This is a genomic window from Providencia heimbachae ATCC 35613 (assembly GCF_001655055.1).
In the GTDB taxonomy this organism is placed as follows: Bacteria; Pseudomonadota; Gammaproteobacteria; order Enterobacterales; family Enterobacteriaceae; genus Providencia; species Providencia heimbachae.
In genome coordinates, this window is sequence record NZ_LXEW01000013.1 from 1 (window position 1) to 13,870 (window position 13,870).

The 13,870-nt window shown below is 43.5% G+C and carries 15 protein-coding genes; all 15 read right to left on the minus strand.

Annotated features, from left to right (window positions below; all coding sequences use genetic code 11):
* A partial coding sequence (locus M998_RS03245; RefSeq protein ID WP_248846446.1) for a TipJ family phage tail tip protein occupies nucleotides 1-3,780 on the minus strand: 3,780 nt, incomplete at its 3' end.
* A 51-nt stretch (nucleotides 3,781-3,831) separates the two neighbouring features.
* Entirely contained in the window at nucleotides 3,832-4,440 is a 609-nt protein-coding gene (locus tag M998_RS03250; RefSeq protein WP_068907498.1) for a tail assembly protein, read from the minus strand.
* Nucleotides 4,437-5,150, minus strand: a complete 714-nt coding sequence (locus M998_RS03255; RefSeq protein WP_068907499.1) for a C40 family peptidase — start codon at nucleotides 5,148-5,150, stop codon at nucleotides 4,437-4,439. Before M998_RS03255 ends, M998_RS03250 begins: the two co-directional genes overlap by 4 nt.
* Nucleotides 5,147-5,890 carry a phage minor tail protein L gene (locus tag M998_RS03260; RefSeq protein ID WP_068907501.1) on the minus strand — a complete coding sequence of 248 codons (744 nt, stop codon included), beginning with the start codon at nucleotides 5,888-5,890 and terminating at the stop codon, nucleotides 5,147-5,149. The genes M998_RS03255 and M998_RS03260 overlap by 4 nt, the downstream gene beginning before the upstream one ends.
* Nucleotides 5,887-6,225 (minus strand): phage tail protein, encoded by a 339-nt coding sequence (locus tag M998_RS03265; RefSeq protein ID WP_068907503.1) that lies wholly within the window; start codon nucleotides 6,223-6,225, stop codon nucleotides 5,887-5,889. Before M998_RS03265 ends, M998_RS03260 begins: the two co-directional genes overlap by 4 nt.
* Nucleotides 6,225-9,533: a phage tail tape measure protein gene (locus tag M998_RS03270; RefSeq protein ID WP_068907505.1), complete on the minus strand. Its 3,309-nt coding sequence runs from the start codon at nucleotides 9,531-9,533 to the stop codon at nucleotides 6,225-6,227. Before M998_RS03270 ends, M998_RS03265 begins: the two co-directional genes overlap by 1 nt.
* Before the next feature lie 38 nt (nucleotides 9,534-9,571).
* Entirely contained in the window at nucleotides 9,572-9,991 is a 420-nt protein-coding gene (locus M998_RS03275; protein ID WP_068907507.1) for a hypothetical protein, read from the minus strand.
* A 40-nt stretch (nucleotides 9,992-10,031) separates the two neighbouring features.
* The gene (locus M998_RS03280; protein ID WP_068907509.1) at nucleotides 10,032-10,319 is read right to left on the minus strand and encodes a phage tail assembly protein T; all 288 of its coding nucleotides are present in this window, start codon (nucleotides 10,317-10,319) and stop codon (nucleotides 10,032-10,034) included.
* A gap of 23 nt (nucleotides 10,320-10,342) precedes the next feature.
* On the minus strand, nucleotides 10,343-10,717 hold the full coding sequence (locus M998_RS03285; protein ID WP_068907511.1) for a phage tail assembly chaperone: 375 nt from the start codon (nucleotides 10,715-10,717) through the stop codon (nucleotides 10,343-10,345).
* Nucleotides 10,710-11,195 (minus strand): phage tail tube protein, encoded by a 486-nt coding sequence (locus M998_RS03290; protein WP_068907512.1) that lies wholly within the window; start codon nucleotides 11,193-11,195, stop codon nucleotides 10,710-10,712. The genes M998_RS03285 and M998_RS03290 overlap by 8 nt, the downstream gene beginning before the upstream one ends.
* Before the next feature lie 60 nt (nucleotides 11,196-11,255).
* The gene (locus M998_RS03295; RefSeq protein WP_068907514.1) at nucleotides 11,256-11,591 is read right to left on the minus strand and encodes a hypothetical protein; all 336 of its coding nucleotides are present in this window, start codon (nucleotides 11,589-11,591) and stop codon (nucleotides 11,256-11,258) included.
* Complete coding sequence (locus M998_RS03300) at nucleotides 11,588-12,037, minus strand: HK97-gp10 family putative phage morphogenesis protein (protein ID WP_068907516.1); 450 nt, start codon at nucleotides 12,035-12,037, stop codon at nucleotides 11,588-11,590. The genes M998_RS03295 and M998_RS03300 overlap by 4 nt, the downstream gene beginning before the upstream one ends.
* Nucleotides 12,030-12,359: a phage head closure protein gene (locus M998_RS03305; protein ID WP_068907517.1), complete on the minus strand. Its 330-nt coding sequence runs from the start codon at nucleotides 12,357-12,359 to the stop codon at nucleotides 12,030-12,032. Before M998_RS03305 ends, M998_RS03300 begins: the two co-directional genes overlap by 8 nt.
* On the minus strand, nucleotides 12,356-12,658 hold the full coding sequence (locus M998_RS03310) for a head-tail connector protein (protein WP_068907519.1): 303 nt from the start codon (nucleotides 12,656-12,658) through the stop codon (nucleotides 12,356-12,358). The genes M998_RS03305 and M998_RS03310 overlap by 4 nt, the downstream gene beginning before the upstream one ends.
* Before the next feature lie 36 nt (nucleotides 12,659-12,694).
* Nucleotides 12,695-13,867, minus strand: a complete 1,173-nt coding sequence (locus M998_RS03315; protein WP_068907521.1) for a phage major capsid protein — start codon at nucleotides 13,865-13,867, stop codon at nucleotides 12,695-12,697.
* Nucleotides 13,868-13,870 lie beyond the last annotated feature (3 nt).

A 13,870-nucleotide genomic window follows, 5' to 3' on the forward strand; every position in this document is an offset into this window, starting at 1 on the left:
GATGGTGGTAATATCTGCACTAATTCCATCAAATTGAGTCGATATTTTCTCAAATGATTGCGCGTAGGCGTGGTCATTATCAGCAACCACTTTATCAATGCGAGTGATTGATGCTTTCGCTCTGAGTATTTCAGTACCCTGCACATTTTGTTGAGCTGTCAATTGTCCGATGGCTTCAACTTGTGCAAGTTCTTCATTGCTCATTGTTTGCTGAATGTGAGTGATAGATGATTCATTATCTTCAAAGCGTGATTTAGATTGCTCCTTCGCTTCTGTCAGCGCTTTATCTGTACTAGCAGTGGTTTCCGTTAGTTTGCCGATACTGGCTTGTGTTTTTTCAAACTGACTCTCTTGAGTTTGCGTAATGTTAGTGGTGGTTTCGTTCAGGTTAGCAATTGCAGTTTTTTGCTCATCAACAATACTGCTGACACTGGATAACTTTTGGCCTTGCTCATCCAGTTGCCCTTGGATACCCTCATCACCCATCTGGATTTCTGCACGTAACTGCTCTTCCGTTTTCGCCAGTGCTTCATCTTGCTTGGCTTGAACTTCTTTAATCGTGACAATAGCACCTTCCGCATCATCAAAACGCGCATCGATTTGTACCTTATCTTCTGCTCGCGCTTCTGTTTCAGTTGCTAACGCGGTCTCTGTTCGAATGATACGCGCTCGTGAAATGCGATTTTCATTGTGTAATAAGTTAACTTGAGCTTGAGTTTGTCCTATTGACTCGACGAGGGCTTTTTCGCTGTCAGAGAATGCCTGTTCAAAATGAGTGATATAACCGCGCATTTCACCAAATTCAGAGACGGTTGATTGCTCGAGGCTGGCATGTGCTGATTTCAGATCAACCGTGGCTTTTTCAACGGTAGTCACTCGACTTGTAATGGTACCGACTTCTTCATTAGTACTCTCAATCTCGGCACGAACTTGCCCGATTTGCTGAGCGAAAGCCTCATTCGATTTCGCTAATGATTCTTGAACAGTCAAAACATCTGCTGCCGTATGCTCAAATTTTGAGGCAACTTCTTGCTGATACTTCGCTTGAGATGCCGTGAAGTCAGCTTGAACCTGCTCTAACTGCTTGATAGATGCTTTGCCTTTGGCTGACTCTTCCTTGAGTTCATAATAGCTCTCGGTTGAGAATTGTGTAATCGTCATCATGGCTTCGTTAACCGCATCAAATTCGCGATCGATGCTGATAACTTTTTGCTTGAAATCATCACTATCTATTTTTAAGTCAGACACTTGGTCTTTGTTGAAGTTGATTTGTTCTTGCATGATTTGACCGGCTTCGCTGCTGAGGAATTTGTCGCCAACCGCTTCTAAAATTCCCTCCGCATCCGATGATGACTCACCGAAAACAAGACTTGTCCACTCGGATTGATTACCGGTTTTATCCACCAGCCTCGCACGAAAATAAAAGCGAACACCCGCTTTCAATCCCGACATACGATAAGATTTGAGCGGATAAGGCACATCAGCAAGCAGCTGCATAGAATCAAGGGTATTTTCAGTTGAATACTGAAGCTCAGTTTTCAGCGTATCACTGGTGTTTGGCGCAAAACCCCAATCCAAGGTAATACCCCAAACTTCCGATGATGCGCGCAGGTTGAGCGGTTTTGGTGGATTACCTACCTTACCATTGAGTTTAGTTTCTTCCGCGCTGGACCATATGCTGGATATTTCAGACGCATTAATCGCACGAACGCGAACTTGATAACGCCCTGTATAAACACCATTAACTTCAAAGCCCAATGTTGATGTACGAGAGGCGTTTATCCAATTGCCATTATCCCGACGCCACTCAGCCTCATATGCGATAGCGCTTTCAGCCGCTTCCCAATCCACTCGCAAGGTAGTAAATGCAATGCCTTGGTCTACCTGTGAATAGGACGAAATGCGCACATTCTTTGGGGCTGGCTGCACATTAGGAGGTATAACCGTTATTGGTCGCTCATCAATACGTGCCCCTGAATCGATGTGATCATAGTTATCAGGGTTATGAATGGCACCCGAAATCGTGTAAGTGTTATCACCGTTATCACTGATATTGATAACTCGATACAATTGCACTGCTAAATCGTCGGAGTCCACCACCCACACCGCTTCTTTTTGCGGAGCTTGTGAATATTCAACAGAAACCGTGACCACTTTTTTATTCACGGCGGTGACGGTTCGCCCCTCTGATTTACCATCGGGTAAATTCACAATCAGGCGATCGCCGGCTTTAATTGAGGTGGTTCTATCGAGGGTAATTTTTCGCCCCTCAACCGAGGAAATACGCCCGCCAGTATCTCGTCCCGCTAATGCCGAATCAGCAACTGCAATAATATGACCAGGAGACGGTATTGCACCTTCAAGGCCTGTCGCGAAAGAAATCATCCGGTCATTAGCATTAGTCAATAAAGCCCAGCGACCTCGTCGATTTGCTTCACTTCGGCGTGTACAACCTATTGCGGAGAGATCCATTTTTCTTACGCCATATCGACGCTGGAGCTTTAAGTCTGCAACTGGCTCAATCTCATCATTACTGTGATTATCTGTATCCGTAAATGAAACCAATGCCTGTGTATAGCGATTTTGAATACTGCCGCCGGAGTAAGTTGGTTTACCATTAACAATATTGGCATTGGTAAAAGTACGGTAAATAGTGTCTGGCATATCCGCGGATACGTTGACTTTATTATCAGCCCAGAACGTCATGCCACGGAAAATAGCCGCAATATCGTTGAGCACTTGATAGGCGGTTTCTTGTGATTGAATGTACACATCACATAAAAAGCGCGGCTCTTTCCCATTACCACCGTAACCGTCAGGGACTAACTCATCACAATATTGTGCAACTCGGTATAAGTCCCATTTTTCTATTTGCGCCGCTTTAATGCGATCACCGCAACCATAACGATTATTTAAGACTAAATCATAAAATACCCATGCCGGGTTATTGGCCGCCGCTAATTTAAACGTGCCATCCCACGCGCCCGAATAGGTGTGATTAATTGGGTCATAATTAGTCGGTATTTTAATCAACAGACCCCCTTTCGGGCGTACGCTGATTTTTGGAATACGGTTATTAAACTGGCGCGCATTGAAAGTAATAAATAACAGCGCGGTATTTGGGTACCGTAATTTCGCATCGATAACATCAGCAACGGCAGAAATAGTAATTTTATCGGCTACCTTTGCTGAATTTTGATTTTTAGTTAAACGGCGAACACGTAATTGCCAACCAGTGATCGCTTTAGGTAAATCAACACGATGTGTACGTTGATATTCACTGGTTGTTTTACCATCAAAAGCAGATTTAGTGACCTCTTGATATCCTGAGCCATCAGTAGATAAATCAATCGCATAATCAACACGATACCCTGTCGCATCCCCGTTATCATGTTGCTGCATAAATTGAGGAAGCGAAAAGCGAATGCGCTCTGCTGAAAGTTGGGTGTTACCGATATTTCTCACATAAGGCTGATCGTCTTTTAATTCCATCCCCACATTGATTTCATTATCAACGGAAGGGATACCTTGAATGTACTCCTGGTGTTCACTGCCGGAACGAAATTCCCACGTAACACCCTCAAAGTTTTTGCTGCCATCCGAATTACCAATCGGCGTGTCGTCGAGAAAAATACGCGTATCATCCAAGCCGCCAGCAATCTCACCCTCAGATAAGGCTAATAGAATTTTTGCCGTCGATTCAGATAATAAACTATCCGGTGATTCCGTTGGCGTATGTCCGCCGCCACCGCCGCCCTTAGCACCTTGTATTTTCGCCATATTTCACCCATAAAAAAACCACCCGTAGGTGGCTAGTTAAATTTAATCGATTTATTGCTGATCTTCGGTATAAATCCCTGCAGAGATTATGGCTCCACCGATTTCTCGTCGGTCTAGCCCATAAAGAAGTGGAACGGGGTTCCCTTGCGCAGTGGTATTAACAGCCCCACCAAAAGCATAAGATGGCTTATTATCCGGGTCTTGCCGCATAGATAAACCATTAGGTTGTGGGGATAGCATTTGAATAACACCGCCTAATGCGGTGGCAGCACCCATCAGCGCAAGACCGCCGCCCATAAAACCACCAGCACCAAATGCCGCCCAACCGGCAGGACCTAACATCATTGCAGCCCCTATCATGGCCACACCTAAAATGGTTTGAAAAAATCCACCCGGCTTACTACCTTTAATGATAGGCGCAATGCGAATTTCTTCGCTTGTATCGAGATACAATTCATCTTCGCCAATATTACGCTTGCCTTTAAATACCGCAAATTCCATGCCTTTTAGATGGGCTGTTGCTAAAAATTGCTCAAAACCTTTGCAAAGTACAGATAGCGCTTTAATCGCTTCACGAGGGGAATCAATCGCTAATTTATGCTCTCGCCCAAACAAAGTACCGAGTTGTCCATATAACCGGATAGTTTTTAACGTATTCATATCAGCTCTTTCCTCCGCACGATTTTAATGGTGCGATCACGCCAATAATCGCTGTAAGGAATAATGCGACTGAGCTGGCCATAAAGGTGATGAAGCAGCATGCCATTATTCACCAGCACCCCAGCATGATTAGGGACATTCGCTTGCACTTGCATAATGACCATATCACCGTCTTTCGGCTCGCCAGAAAACTCAACAAAACCTTCTTTTTGCCAATTGTCCATATAGCGACTTTCGCCCTCTTCCCACCAACGGCGCTCGATGCTGTAGTTATTCAAGGTAATGCCGTGCTGTTGATAGTAATAATCCATAATCAGCGACCAACAATCCGCATGACCCAGCACAAAAGGACGCTCTTCAAGTTTCCGCTCTCCTCGAGGAGAGATAACGCGAAGATCGCCTTCTGGCCATGACACAATGACCCACGGTAATTCGGTGACATCACATTGTAACTTGTCAATTTCACTCGGTTGCGTTGTGACCCCATCACCGCAATGACTGTGCACAATCGCGATAGGTTTTCCCCAATCTTCGGCGAGGGCATAATCTTCGGGGGAAAGTTCAAAGTGGTCGATAGGGTTGCTGGAGAGATTACGACAGGGGAAATACTGTTTAACTCGGCTCTTTTGGCAAATGACACCGCAAGCCTCTTTAGGATATTCCGCTTTCACATGCTGAAATATCACTTCACTTATTTTTTTTGTGATCATCGTATTAATCCTGCTGCTGGGAACCCTCCAAAATCTAAAGGTTCATTTTCACCAAAGCGTTTTTTACAATCACTGATAAGACCGCCACATCTATCTAACGATGGATCATCGACTGGCTCACCCCGTTCATTAAAGTATTTATTCCCTGTATAATTACACCCTCGACCACTACGATAATCCCCTTTCATGCACCAGTAACACAAGTTATGTATCTGGCGAACGGGTATCATAATTCCCTGCAAATCGAACGGGCTTGATAGGTCAAACTCGATAGCCTCACCGGCTACCTCATTGGTTTTTTGGTCGATGTAATACACTTGCTTAAAACATTCGTCCGGTTGAGCCGTTGGATTGCCATCAGAAAAGTTTTTCGCATCAAGATAGTGGGAAAAAGTTTCATAAAGAGTTACTTTAGCTTGAACGAGATCATCAAATTGCAAACACAATGATGATATTACGCTATCAACATTAGAAACTCTCAGCTTAGGCCGCGCTTGACTACCATCACTATTTTTAGCCATGCCCTCAATTTGATAAGGCCATGCCCCGTATTCATTCCCTTGCCACCAAATAGACTTAGGTTTTAACTTATCACCGGCAGCCATAATTTCAGTCGGGGTATATCGCAAGTTATACGCATGAAAACGAAGTACCGGCCCATCAAACTCACTGGCATCGACTTCAATAAGCTGAATTTTATTACCCGGCTCAAGCTGCTGAATATCCGAAATTATCTTCATGTGCTAAAGGCCTCAATAAAACTGGTGGTCAATGAATAATTACCGCCACCGAGCGTAACTGGCTTGTATTGTTCACAGCGAAACAAACCTTTCGGTCTTAGGGGTGGCTTCCAGATAAAGGCTTTATGTCCAGCATGGCGATCAAAAAAGGCAACAATCTGTTCGATCATTGCCTCTTTGCCTACAAATTCCAGTTGCCAACTATCAGAGCGATTATTAAGTCCATCCCCAGCAACCTGTACATATCCATCGCCGAACTGTGCCTTTTTAATTCGAAATACGGTGTCGGCTTGCGCGTTGACACGAGGGCACCATGTAAATGTTTCTACCAAAATTACCTCCTCTGATTAATTAACCGCCAAAGGGGGGTTCCCTCTCTTGATGCTTGCTCGTTAACAGTATTAACAATTTCGTTTTTGAGTTGCTGTTTAGCGGCGCTTACATCACCGACAGGTTGTTGCCGATCCTTAGCTCCATCACTTATCAGATTGATATCACCAACATCAATTTTAATTGCGTTATTAGACGTAATGGAAGTGGATCCGTTTTGGACGTTTTCCAAACCAAGGACACGTACCCCCAATGAACCGTCCGAGCCTCGTGTAAGTGGCATAATTGCTTCGGGACCTGCTTCCCCCATCAATCCTGCCCCCTTCGCAAAGGCAAACATGGTGGGAGAGTTAACGATTTGCCCACTGTATGAGCTCAGACCAGGAGAATCATAAACGCCCCCTTTGGCATTGGGGACAATAGAACTCATAAAACTACCGAATCCACCGCCAAAATAGCTACCTGCAGCCTTCATCGATTGGACTAACGCCATATTAAGCAATACCTTTTGTACACTTTTCAGCACATCAACCGACCAGCTTTTCCAATCCGCTTTGTTTCCATTCAAGGCATTAGCGACATTATCCACCATTCCGGTCATTGCTGATTGAGTTGCACTTGCAGCTTGACCGGCATAATTGGAAGCATCATTGACCCAGTTTTCAAGTCCCGCACTCACACCTGCTCGCCAGTCTGTTTCAGCGATTGCGGCCTCCTTGTACTTATTGTTGAGTGCGTCTAGCGCATCTTGCCTCGCTTTTAACGCCTCCAACCCGCCATCCGTTTTGCTAAATACCCGCTCAACTTGCTGGCGTTCTTCTTCCTGACCGCGACGACGATCACCCATACCGACCGTGCTTTTAGCCAAAGCAGCATCATCATTATATTTACGGGTCGCATCTTTTAACTCTTTAAGTGCATCCGTCATTTCGCGCTGTTTGCGCACAGCTTCATCGGCTTTTTGTGTCCATTCCGCCAGCTGAACAGAAGATGATTGAATCGCTTTTCGTTGCTCATCCGTCCACTTAGCGCCCGTTTCATTTCCGGCAGCATAAAGTGCAGCGGCTTTTTCACCTTGTAATGCCCTAATTTTTTGGACTTCCATTGCAACGCTGAGGTCTGCCATTTTATCTTTATAGCGTTCCGTGACCCTATCTGCTTCTTTCGTTAATGAAATGCCCGATTTCAGCGAGCTATTCATTTTTTCGCGGTCATCAAAGGCTTTTAGCTTATCATTAACATACTGTTTTTTATAGGAACCATAGCGCTCGTCATTAGGAAACATACTTTCCGCTTCCCACTGACTACGCTGTTTAAGCTGATCACGTTGAGACATACCTGCAATTTGAGCCTCACGAGAAGCTCCATCAAGAAATCCTATCTGCTCAGGATTAAGTAAGGATACAGGTACTTTAGTAAGTAGCTGTCTATTTGATATTAAGTTATTACCGAGTAAAATTAATCGATTAAACTCTGATTCTTGAGCGAGTTCCTGAGCCATAAATTTAAGTTTAGTGCGCTTGCTATCATTTTGTTGTCGTATTAATTCATCTCTCCTGCTTTCAAGTTGATTCAAAGCATTTGTTGTTGACTGTAGGTCTTTTTCTTTTTGTATCAGACGATCTTCTTCAACAGCAAGCAATTGCACTGCAGATAAATAATTTTTTAAAGCTCCCTCTTTCGCAATTGAAGGTAGATCTGGGAAGTTTTGAGCCGCATCATTCTCTCCAGCCTTAATATCAGCTCTTATTTTCTGTACTAACTTTAATTGATCCTCATATGCCTTTCTTTGTGCATCTAATGTTTTTTCAACTTTTCCCGCTTCATCTGATGATTCTGTTAGGGTCATGTTCTTGGTGCGTTTAATGACCTCATCTAATGCATTTGCATACTCTAATGCCGATTGATGAGCTGCATCTTGCTGCTGTTTTACGGCATACCATGCGCCAGCGCCGAGCATTATCACACCCGGCAATCCGCCAACCAAAGACAGTAATCCTTTGGTTCCACTAACCACCGCATTGCCAGCCATTCGAAAACCATTTAATGCTTTTCGTGAAGCTAATAATCTTGCGTTTGTCGTTATTTCTTGATTATTAATTGCTATAAGTTTTTTGGTGTTTTTTGCAAGTTGATTATCTAGAACTAATCGCTCTTTATCAGTTGCAGCAACCATTCGTCTAGTAACTAATTTTTGTCTCATATCAAGGAGTAACTGCTTTTCATCCTTAATCTGCATTTGAGTTACCCCAAGACTGCGAACTTGCTCCCTTGTGTGATTGATTTGCGATAGGTAACTGTTAGCTGTCTCTTTTGCTAAATTTTTTGTATTTATCGTTAAACTTCCAAGATAGCGAGATAATCCAACGCCAACTAACAAGCTGCCAGCAAGGGCAACCTTATCAAAATTATCACTTACCGTAGCAAGAACAGTAGATATTGACTTGGTTGCTCCAGCCCCTCTATTTAGCTCACCAAAGTAGCTTTTTGCTGAATTAGCCACTCGCATAAAGCCATCAGCAACCGTATTATCCATTGAATCCGCGAGTTCATTATTCGCATCTTTGGCATTTTTTACCGCATCAGCAAATAACTTAAAAGATATTTTTCCTTCCGCTGCTAACTTTTTAACTTGGCTTTCTGTCACCTTCATTCCACCATTTGTACGCTCTAACTCCTTGGCGATATCGATAAGAATTGATGGTGTTGCATTCATGATCGCTTTCCAGTTCTCACCCGCCACCTTACCTTCAATTGTGGATTTGCTCATCGCGTTAAGGGCTGATTCTGTTTTTTGGGCACTGGTTGCATTGGCTGTGAATGCCGAAGACATGGATTCGATGTAATCAACAGTTTGGGTTGTGTCATATCCCAATTCTTTCATCGCTGAAGCTGTACTGATATATAACTCTTGGGTTGTTTCTACTGCCTTACCATTTCGATTACTAATAGTTAAAAATCGTTTTTGTATATCATCGTAACGCTGGGCTGAACCCTCTACGGATTTTAGAGCCATCGTGATACGAGCCGACATTTGCCCCCACTCATCAACAGTGGAAATCGCCGCTGAGGCAGAAAAGAAACCAATCAAAGCACCAGCGCTAGCTTTTGCAGTCATAGCCACACTTGATAACTGGCCATTAATTTCTGAAAGGGCTTTCTTTTGCTGAGCTAGCTCTTGACGTAATTGACGGCTGCCATTTGAGGAGTTTTTGTAAAAGTCATTACTAATACGAGAAGCTTTACTAACCTCCGCTTGAAAGCTGGTTGAGTTAGCTGATATTTTTAAAATTAATTCGCGTAATGTTGCCATTTGCGGTCTCCAAAAAAAGACCGCCTAAGCAGTCATTGTTAATTATTGCAGGCTTGATTCCATAACCCAATTAGCTTGGAATCATTTGTGTCTACTATTACTATCGGTTCTTCGTTTGCAGCACTTTGAGAGTTTGTTTTTTTGAAAAAATAAAATTTAAAATATTTTTTTCCATCAACAACCTCATTTACATCCTTACTTAGATCCGAACGAAGGACTACTGGAGTACTTATAGGTAGCATGTTGGATTTTCTGGAAAATTGAATCTCTCCACACAACATATCCTCACCCTGCTCTGTTTCATAAAGATTTAAGTTTTTAAACTTTAAATTGTATGAGCGCATGTCATCACGATTTTCTAGGTGACTCATTATATCGCCAGTAGTTTTTGGTACTTCCTCTCCACACCCGAATAACAAAGCAGTAGAAGCAATGGCAACAATAAATAGCTTTTTCATTTAAGTAATTCCATTAATAAATAATGGCCCTACTATATAACTATTCGGACATGCTGCTCAACCATGCTTCAAGTGGCTCTTGGTTGTTATTGCTACTATTGGGCTCGTTTGCGGCCTCCTGATCCCAAACTGGTATCATTTCATTTAATGAAACCTTTGCGCCCGCCGCACTCAATACCGCCGACGTTATCATTGCTGTTTGAATATCCCCACGACGATCCCCAATGGGGGTTATCTTGTCGTATGCCATCCACATTCTGAGCTCGCTAGCGTCCAGACTAGAAACTAACTCTGCTAGGGTTTTCCCCAGTCTGAGCGCTAGTGTCATTAAAAAGAATGTTTCCGGTTCTTTTACTTTTTTTCAGCTTCTAGTACTGAAATAGTCAGCGCAAACGCTTCAGATAATAACCGTGCGTGAACCGGGCCATAGGATTTTAACAATTCAGGGATATCTTTTTCCGTAAAGACCGGGCTACCATCTTCTTCAAGAAGAATGTGAGTAAATAAAGTCACATCCCCCTCGATATTGAGGAGTGATTTTTGCGTAGATGTTAACTCCTCTCCCCCTTTCAATTCGTGTAACTCGCTGCATTGAATCCGTGCTTGAAGGGAAGGCTCACGCACTGTCACTTCTAAACCGCCCCATTCGGACACAATCACTTTTTTAGAACGATATGATTGTGATGCGCTGAGGGCTAAGTTGCGTAAATTAGACTTTTTAGCCATTATTTACCGCCTCCGGTTGGTTGCGCTGCTGGGCGACCTTACCTTTTACTAATGGTGTAGGCTTACCTTTGAGGCGAAGTGTAAATGATGCGCTCACCACGCCGTTTGTAGCTGCTGACCAGCTATTTTGACGAACCTCCGCAAGAAAAGCGAAGCCAGCACCAGAAGGAAATACCACCTTAAAGGCATGGACAGTGTCATTATCATAAGCTTGGCGCAATACATCTTGACCTTCATCAATGGCAAAGTTACCACCAATCGTGACTTCTGCCGGTGCAGCCAGCCCGTTTATATTTTCCTGCTCTGTTGAACAGAACGTGGTGACATCAATATCCGCTTTTTGCCCCCCCGTGAAACTAACTTCTTTCGTTGTGCAATCAATCGACAATGAATCTGTCTCGACTGCAGTGACATCTGTCGCAGGTAGCTTCGAAATACTGATTTTGGTACCTTGCGTTTTTTCATGTTTACTCGTCATATCAGTTTCCTATAGACATAAAAAAACCACTCGAAAGTGGCTGATGGTGTGAGTTAAAATTTAATTCCAGACTTGGAATTCTAGGGTTCGACGATGCAGCGCGGTATCGGGCTCATAATCGGGTTTTCGTGAGACATTTGTTGGTAATAATATTTTGATGGCCATGAATGCTTTATTCCGTATTTCAGTCGCCTCATCTGGACTTTTGGCATAAACATCAATTTGAATATTAGTCATGGTTTCGGCTTGACCAGACAATACATCTTCATCAATTTCATAAAATGAAAATATTATCCAAGGTGGACTTATAGCTGGCATATCTTGAGGAACAACAGACGGGAAAACTTTATCGGGTAAAACAGGATCCAAAAGTATAAATAAATCCGCTTCCGTCATTTTTTTAGCACTCCATCAATGGCCTCATTTAACTTCGAGATTGCAGCGCTCGCGGCTTCATCAGCTTTACTGTCAAATGCAGGTCGAATAAAAGGTACCGGGGGCATTTTTGATGTGCCCTCTTCCAAAAATCGCCAGTAATACGCATTTCTTGGGTCTTTGGCTTTCATTGAATTATCACTGTTTGTACTGTCTTTATTGCTACCACGCACATAAACACCTGCAGAGACTTCACCTGTTTTTCGGCTTCGTTGGCTACTGGCCACAATATTTCTCGCCAGCTTTCCTGTCCGCCGTGGTGCTTTGGCTCTGACTTCATCACGCAATACTGCAGCACCTGCATATGCAGCCTGTCGTAATACTTTGGTACTCTCTGCTTTACTCAGTTCATCAAACTCTTTGGCGATATCGAGGAAGCCACTGAAATCAATATTAAAATCATCCATCCGATTTCACTCCCTGTTTACACAATAATTCCAATCGAGTGCGCTTTACATCAGGGATAGCAGACTGAATATCATAATTAAGTCCATTAAAAACCATGCGACAGGTTGAGTTGATATCCGGTCGAAAACGCATCCAAATGCGAACGGTGATTTCTGACATTTCGGCACCTGACGCAAGAAGCTCGCGACCGGAAATACCTTTAACCTCAGCCCTAACATTTGTTGCAATATCAACCCACTGATTTTCACGAGCGCCAGAAGGTAACTTAACCAGTTCACTACGTTGAAAGGTCACTTTGTGACGTAAGCGCCCCGGATTCATTCGCCACCCCGCCAATTTCGATGATGAAACAATAAACGCTCAGCAGCTTTATTTTCATACAATTGAATTTCACTTTGACTGGTACGGTGCTCAAACAAATCGCCGAGGACTAATAGCGTTGCCGATTTAACGGGATGAGGGATATCTTCAGGTACTTTCCATGCAGGTTCATCACACCATTTTAAGCAATAATCCAAAGCACTCTGAGCATAAAATTTAATCTGCTCATCCCGATCGTCATCGTCATATTCAATGTGCTGCTTTAGCAATGAAAGCGGAATAACATCTAAGATATCCATCGGAATAATACGGGGCAGTTACCTACCCCGACCTTATTATTTGGTTGACTTACCTTCCGCTGTAGCAAAAGAGCCTTTGATTAATGCTTGAGGGCGGTAGTGTGCTAACGCTAAACGCTCTTCACACAGGATGGTCAGCATATTTTTAACAAAGTTATCGCGGTCTTCACGGCTAACTTCAATTGTGGCATCCATGCGATCCCATACTTGTGATGCTAAATCGAACGCACCAACCGTAAACTCACCTTGTGCTTGTGCTTTTGTTGGCACAACAGGCAGCCCCCACATCACATTAGAAGTAAACGCTTGAGGGCCACCGAAGATATAACGGCCTTCCTTGTCTTTCATTAATGCAATGGTATGCCAGTCACGAGGGTTTAAAATGATCCCCGATGCACTAAATTCAGACTCTGTTACCTGATAAATCGCATGGGCGATCAAGTCAGCTTGCGTGTCCCCTGCGACATTCAACGTGATATCGTACGCTGTTGCGACTTGGTTAACACCTGTCAGGTTATCGGCTGAGCCATCACCATTAAGGAGTTGATTTTCCTCAACTAACGCTAAGCCGTATAACAAACGGGTATTCAAGTAAGACTGTAGCTGCGCCGCATCGTCCATCACTTGGCGTGACGCCTGAATCCAGTGCGCGATAGTGATCACGTTAGTGGTTTGTTTTTCGAAAGTCAGGTCAGATTCAGGCTTTTGAGCCTTTTCTTTCACGGGTGCAGCGCTATTGGTAAACAACTTTTCGCGCACATATTCCAGTGAATTACTGGAAATTCGACCTTGCGCTAATAAATCGCGAACAACTAGACGGCGCATACCCGGCATAACAATGCCCGGTACTTGCATTGGTTGAATTAATGCACCAGCCGAACCTGCATCGCTGCCCAGTGACTTATTGAATGTTTTAACTTCAAATGCACCGGCACTACCATTCCACGACTTAATAAGCTCTTCAGAGGCACGCTCAGAAAAATCTTTTTTAGCGTTAGGATCATCCGCGCCTGTCGCCCCTTTTTGCTCTAAATCAAATAGCCGCTCACCGGCTTTTTTCAGTTCTTCTTGAACGGTTGTTAAGTCAGCTTGCAGCGCCTTAGAGATTGTTCCTGTCTCTTCAATTTGCTTTTTCTGCTCATTAAATAATTCTTTAACTTTGACTTGTGAATCTTCGATGGCTTTTTGAATTACGGTTAAATCAGACATAAT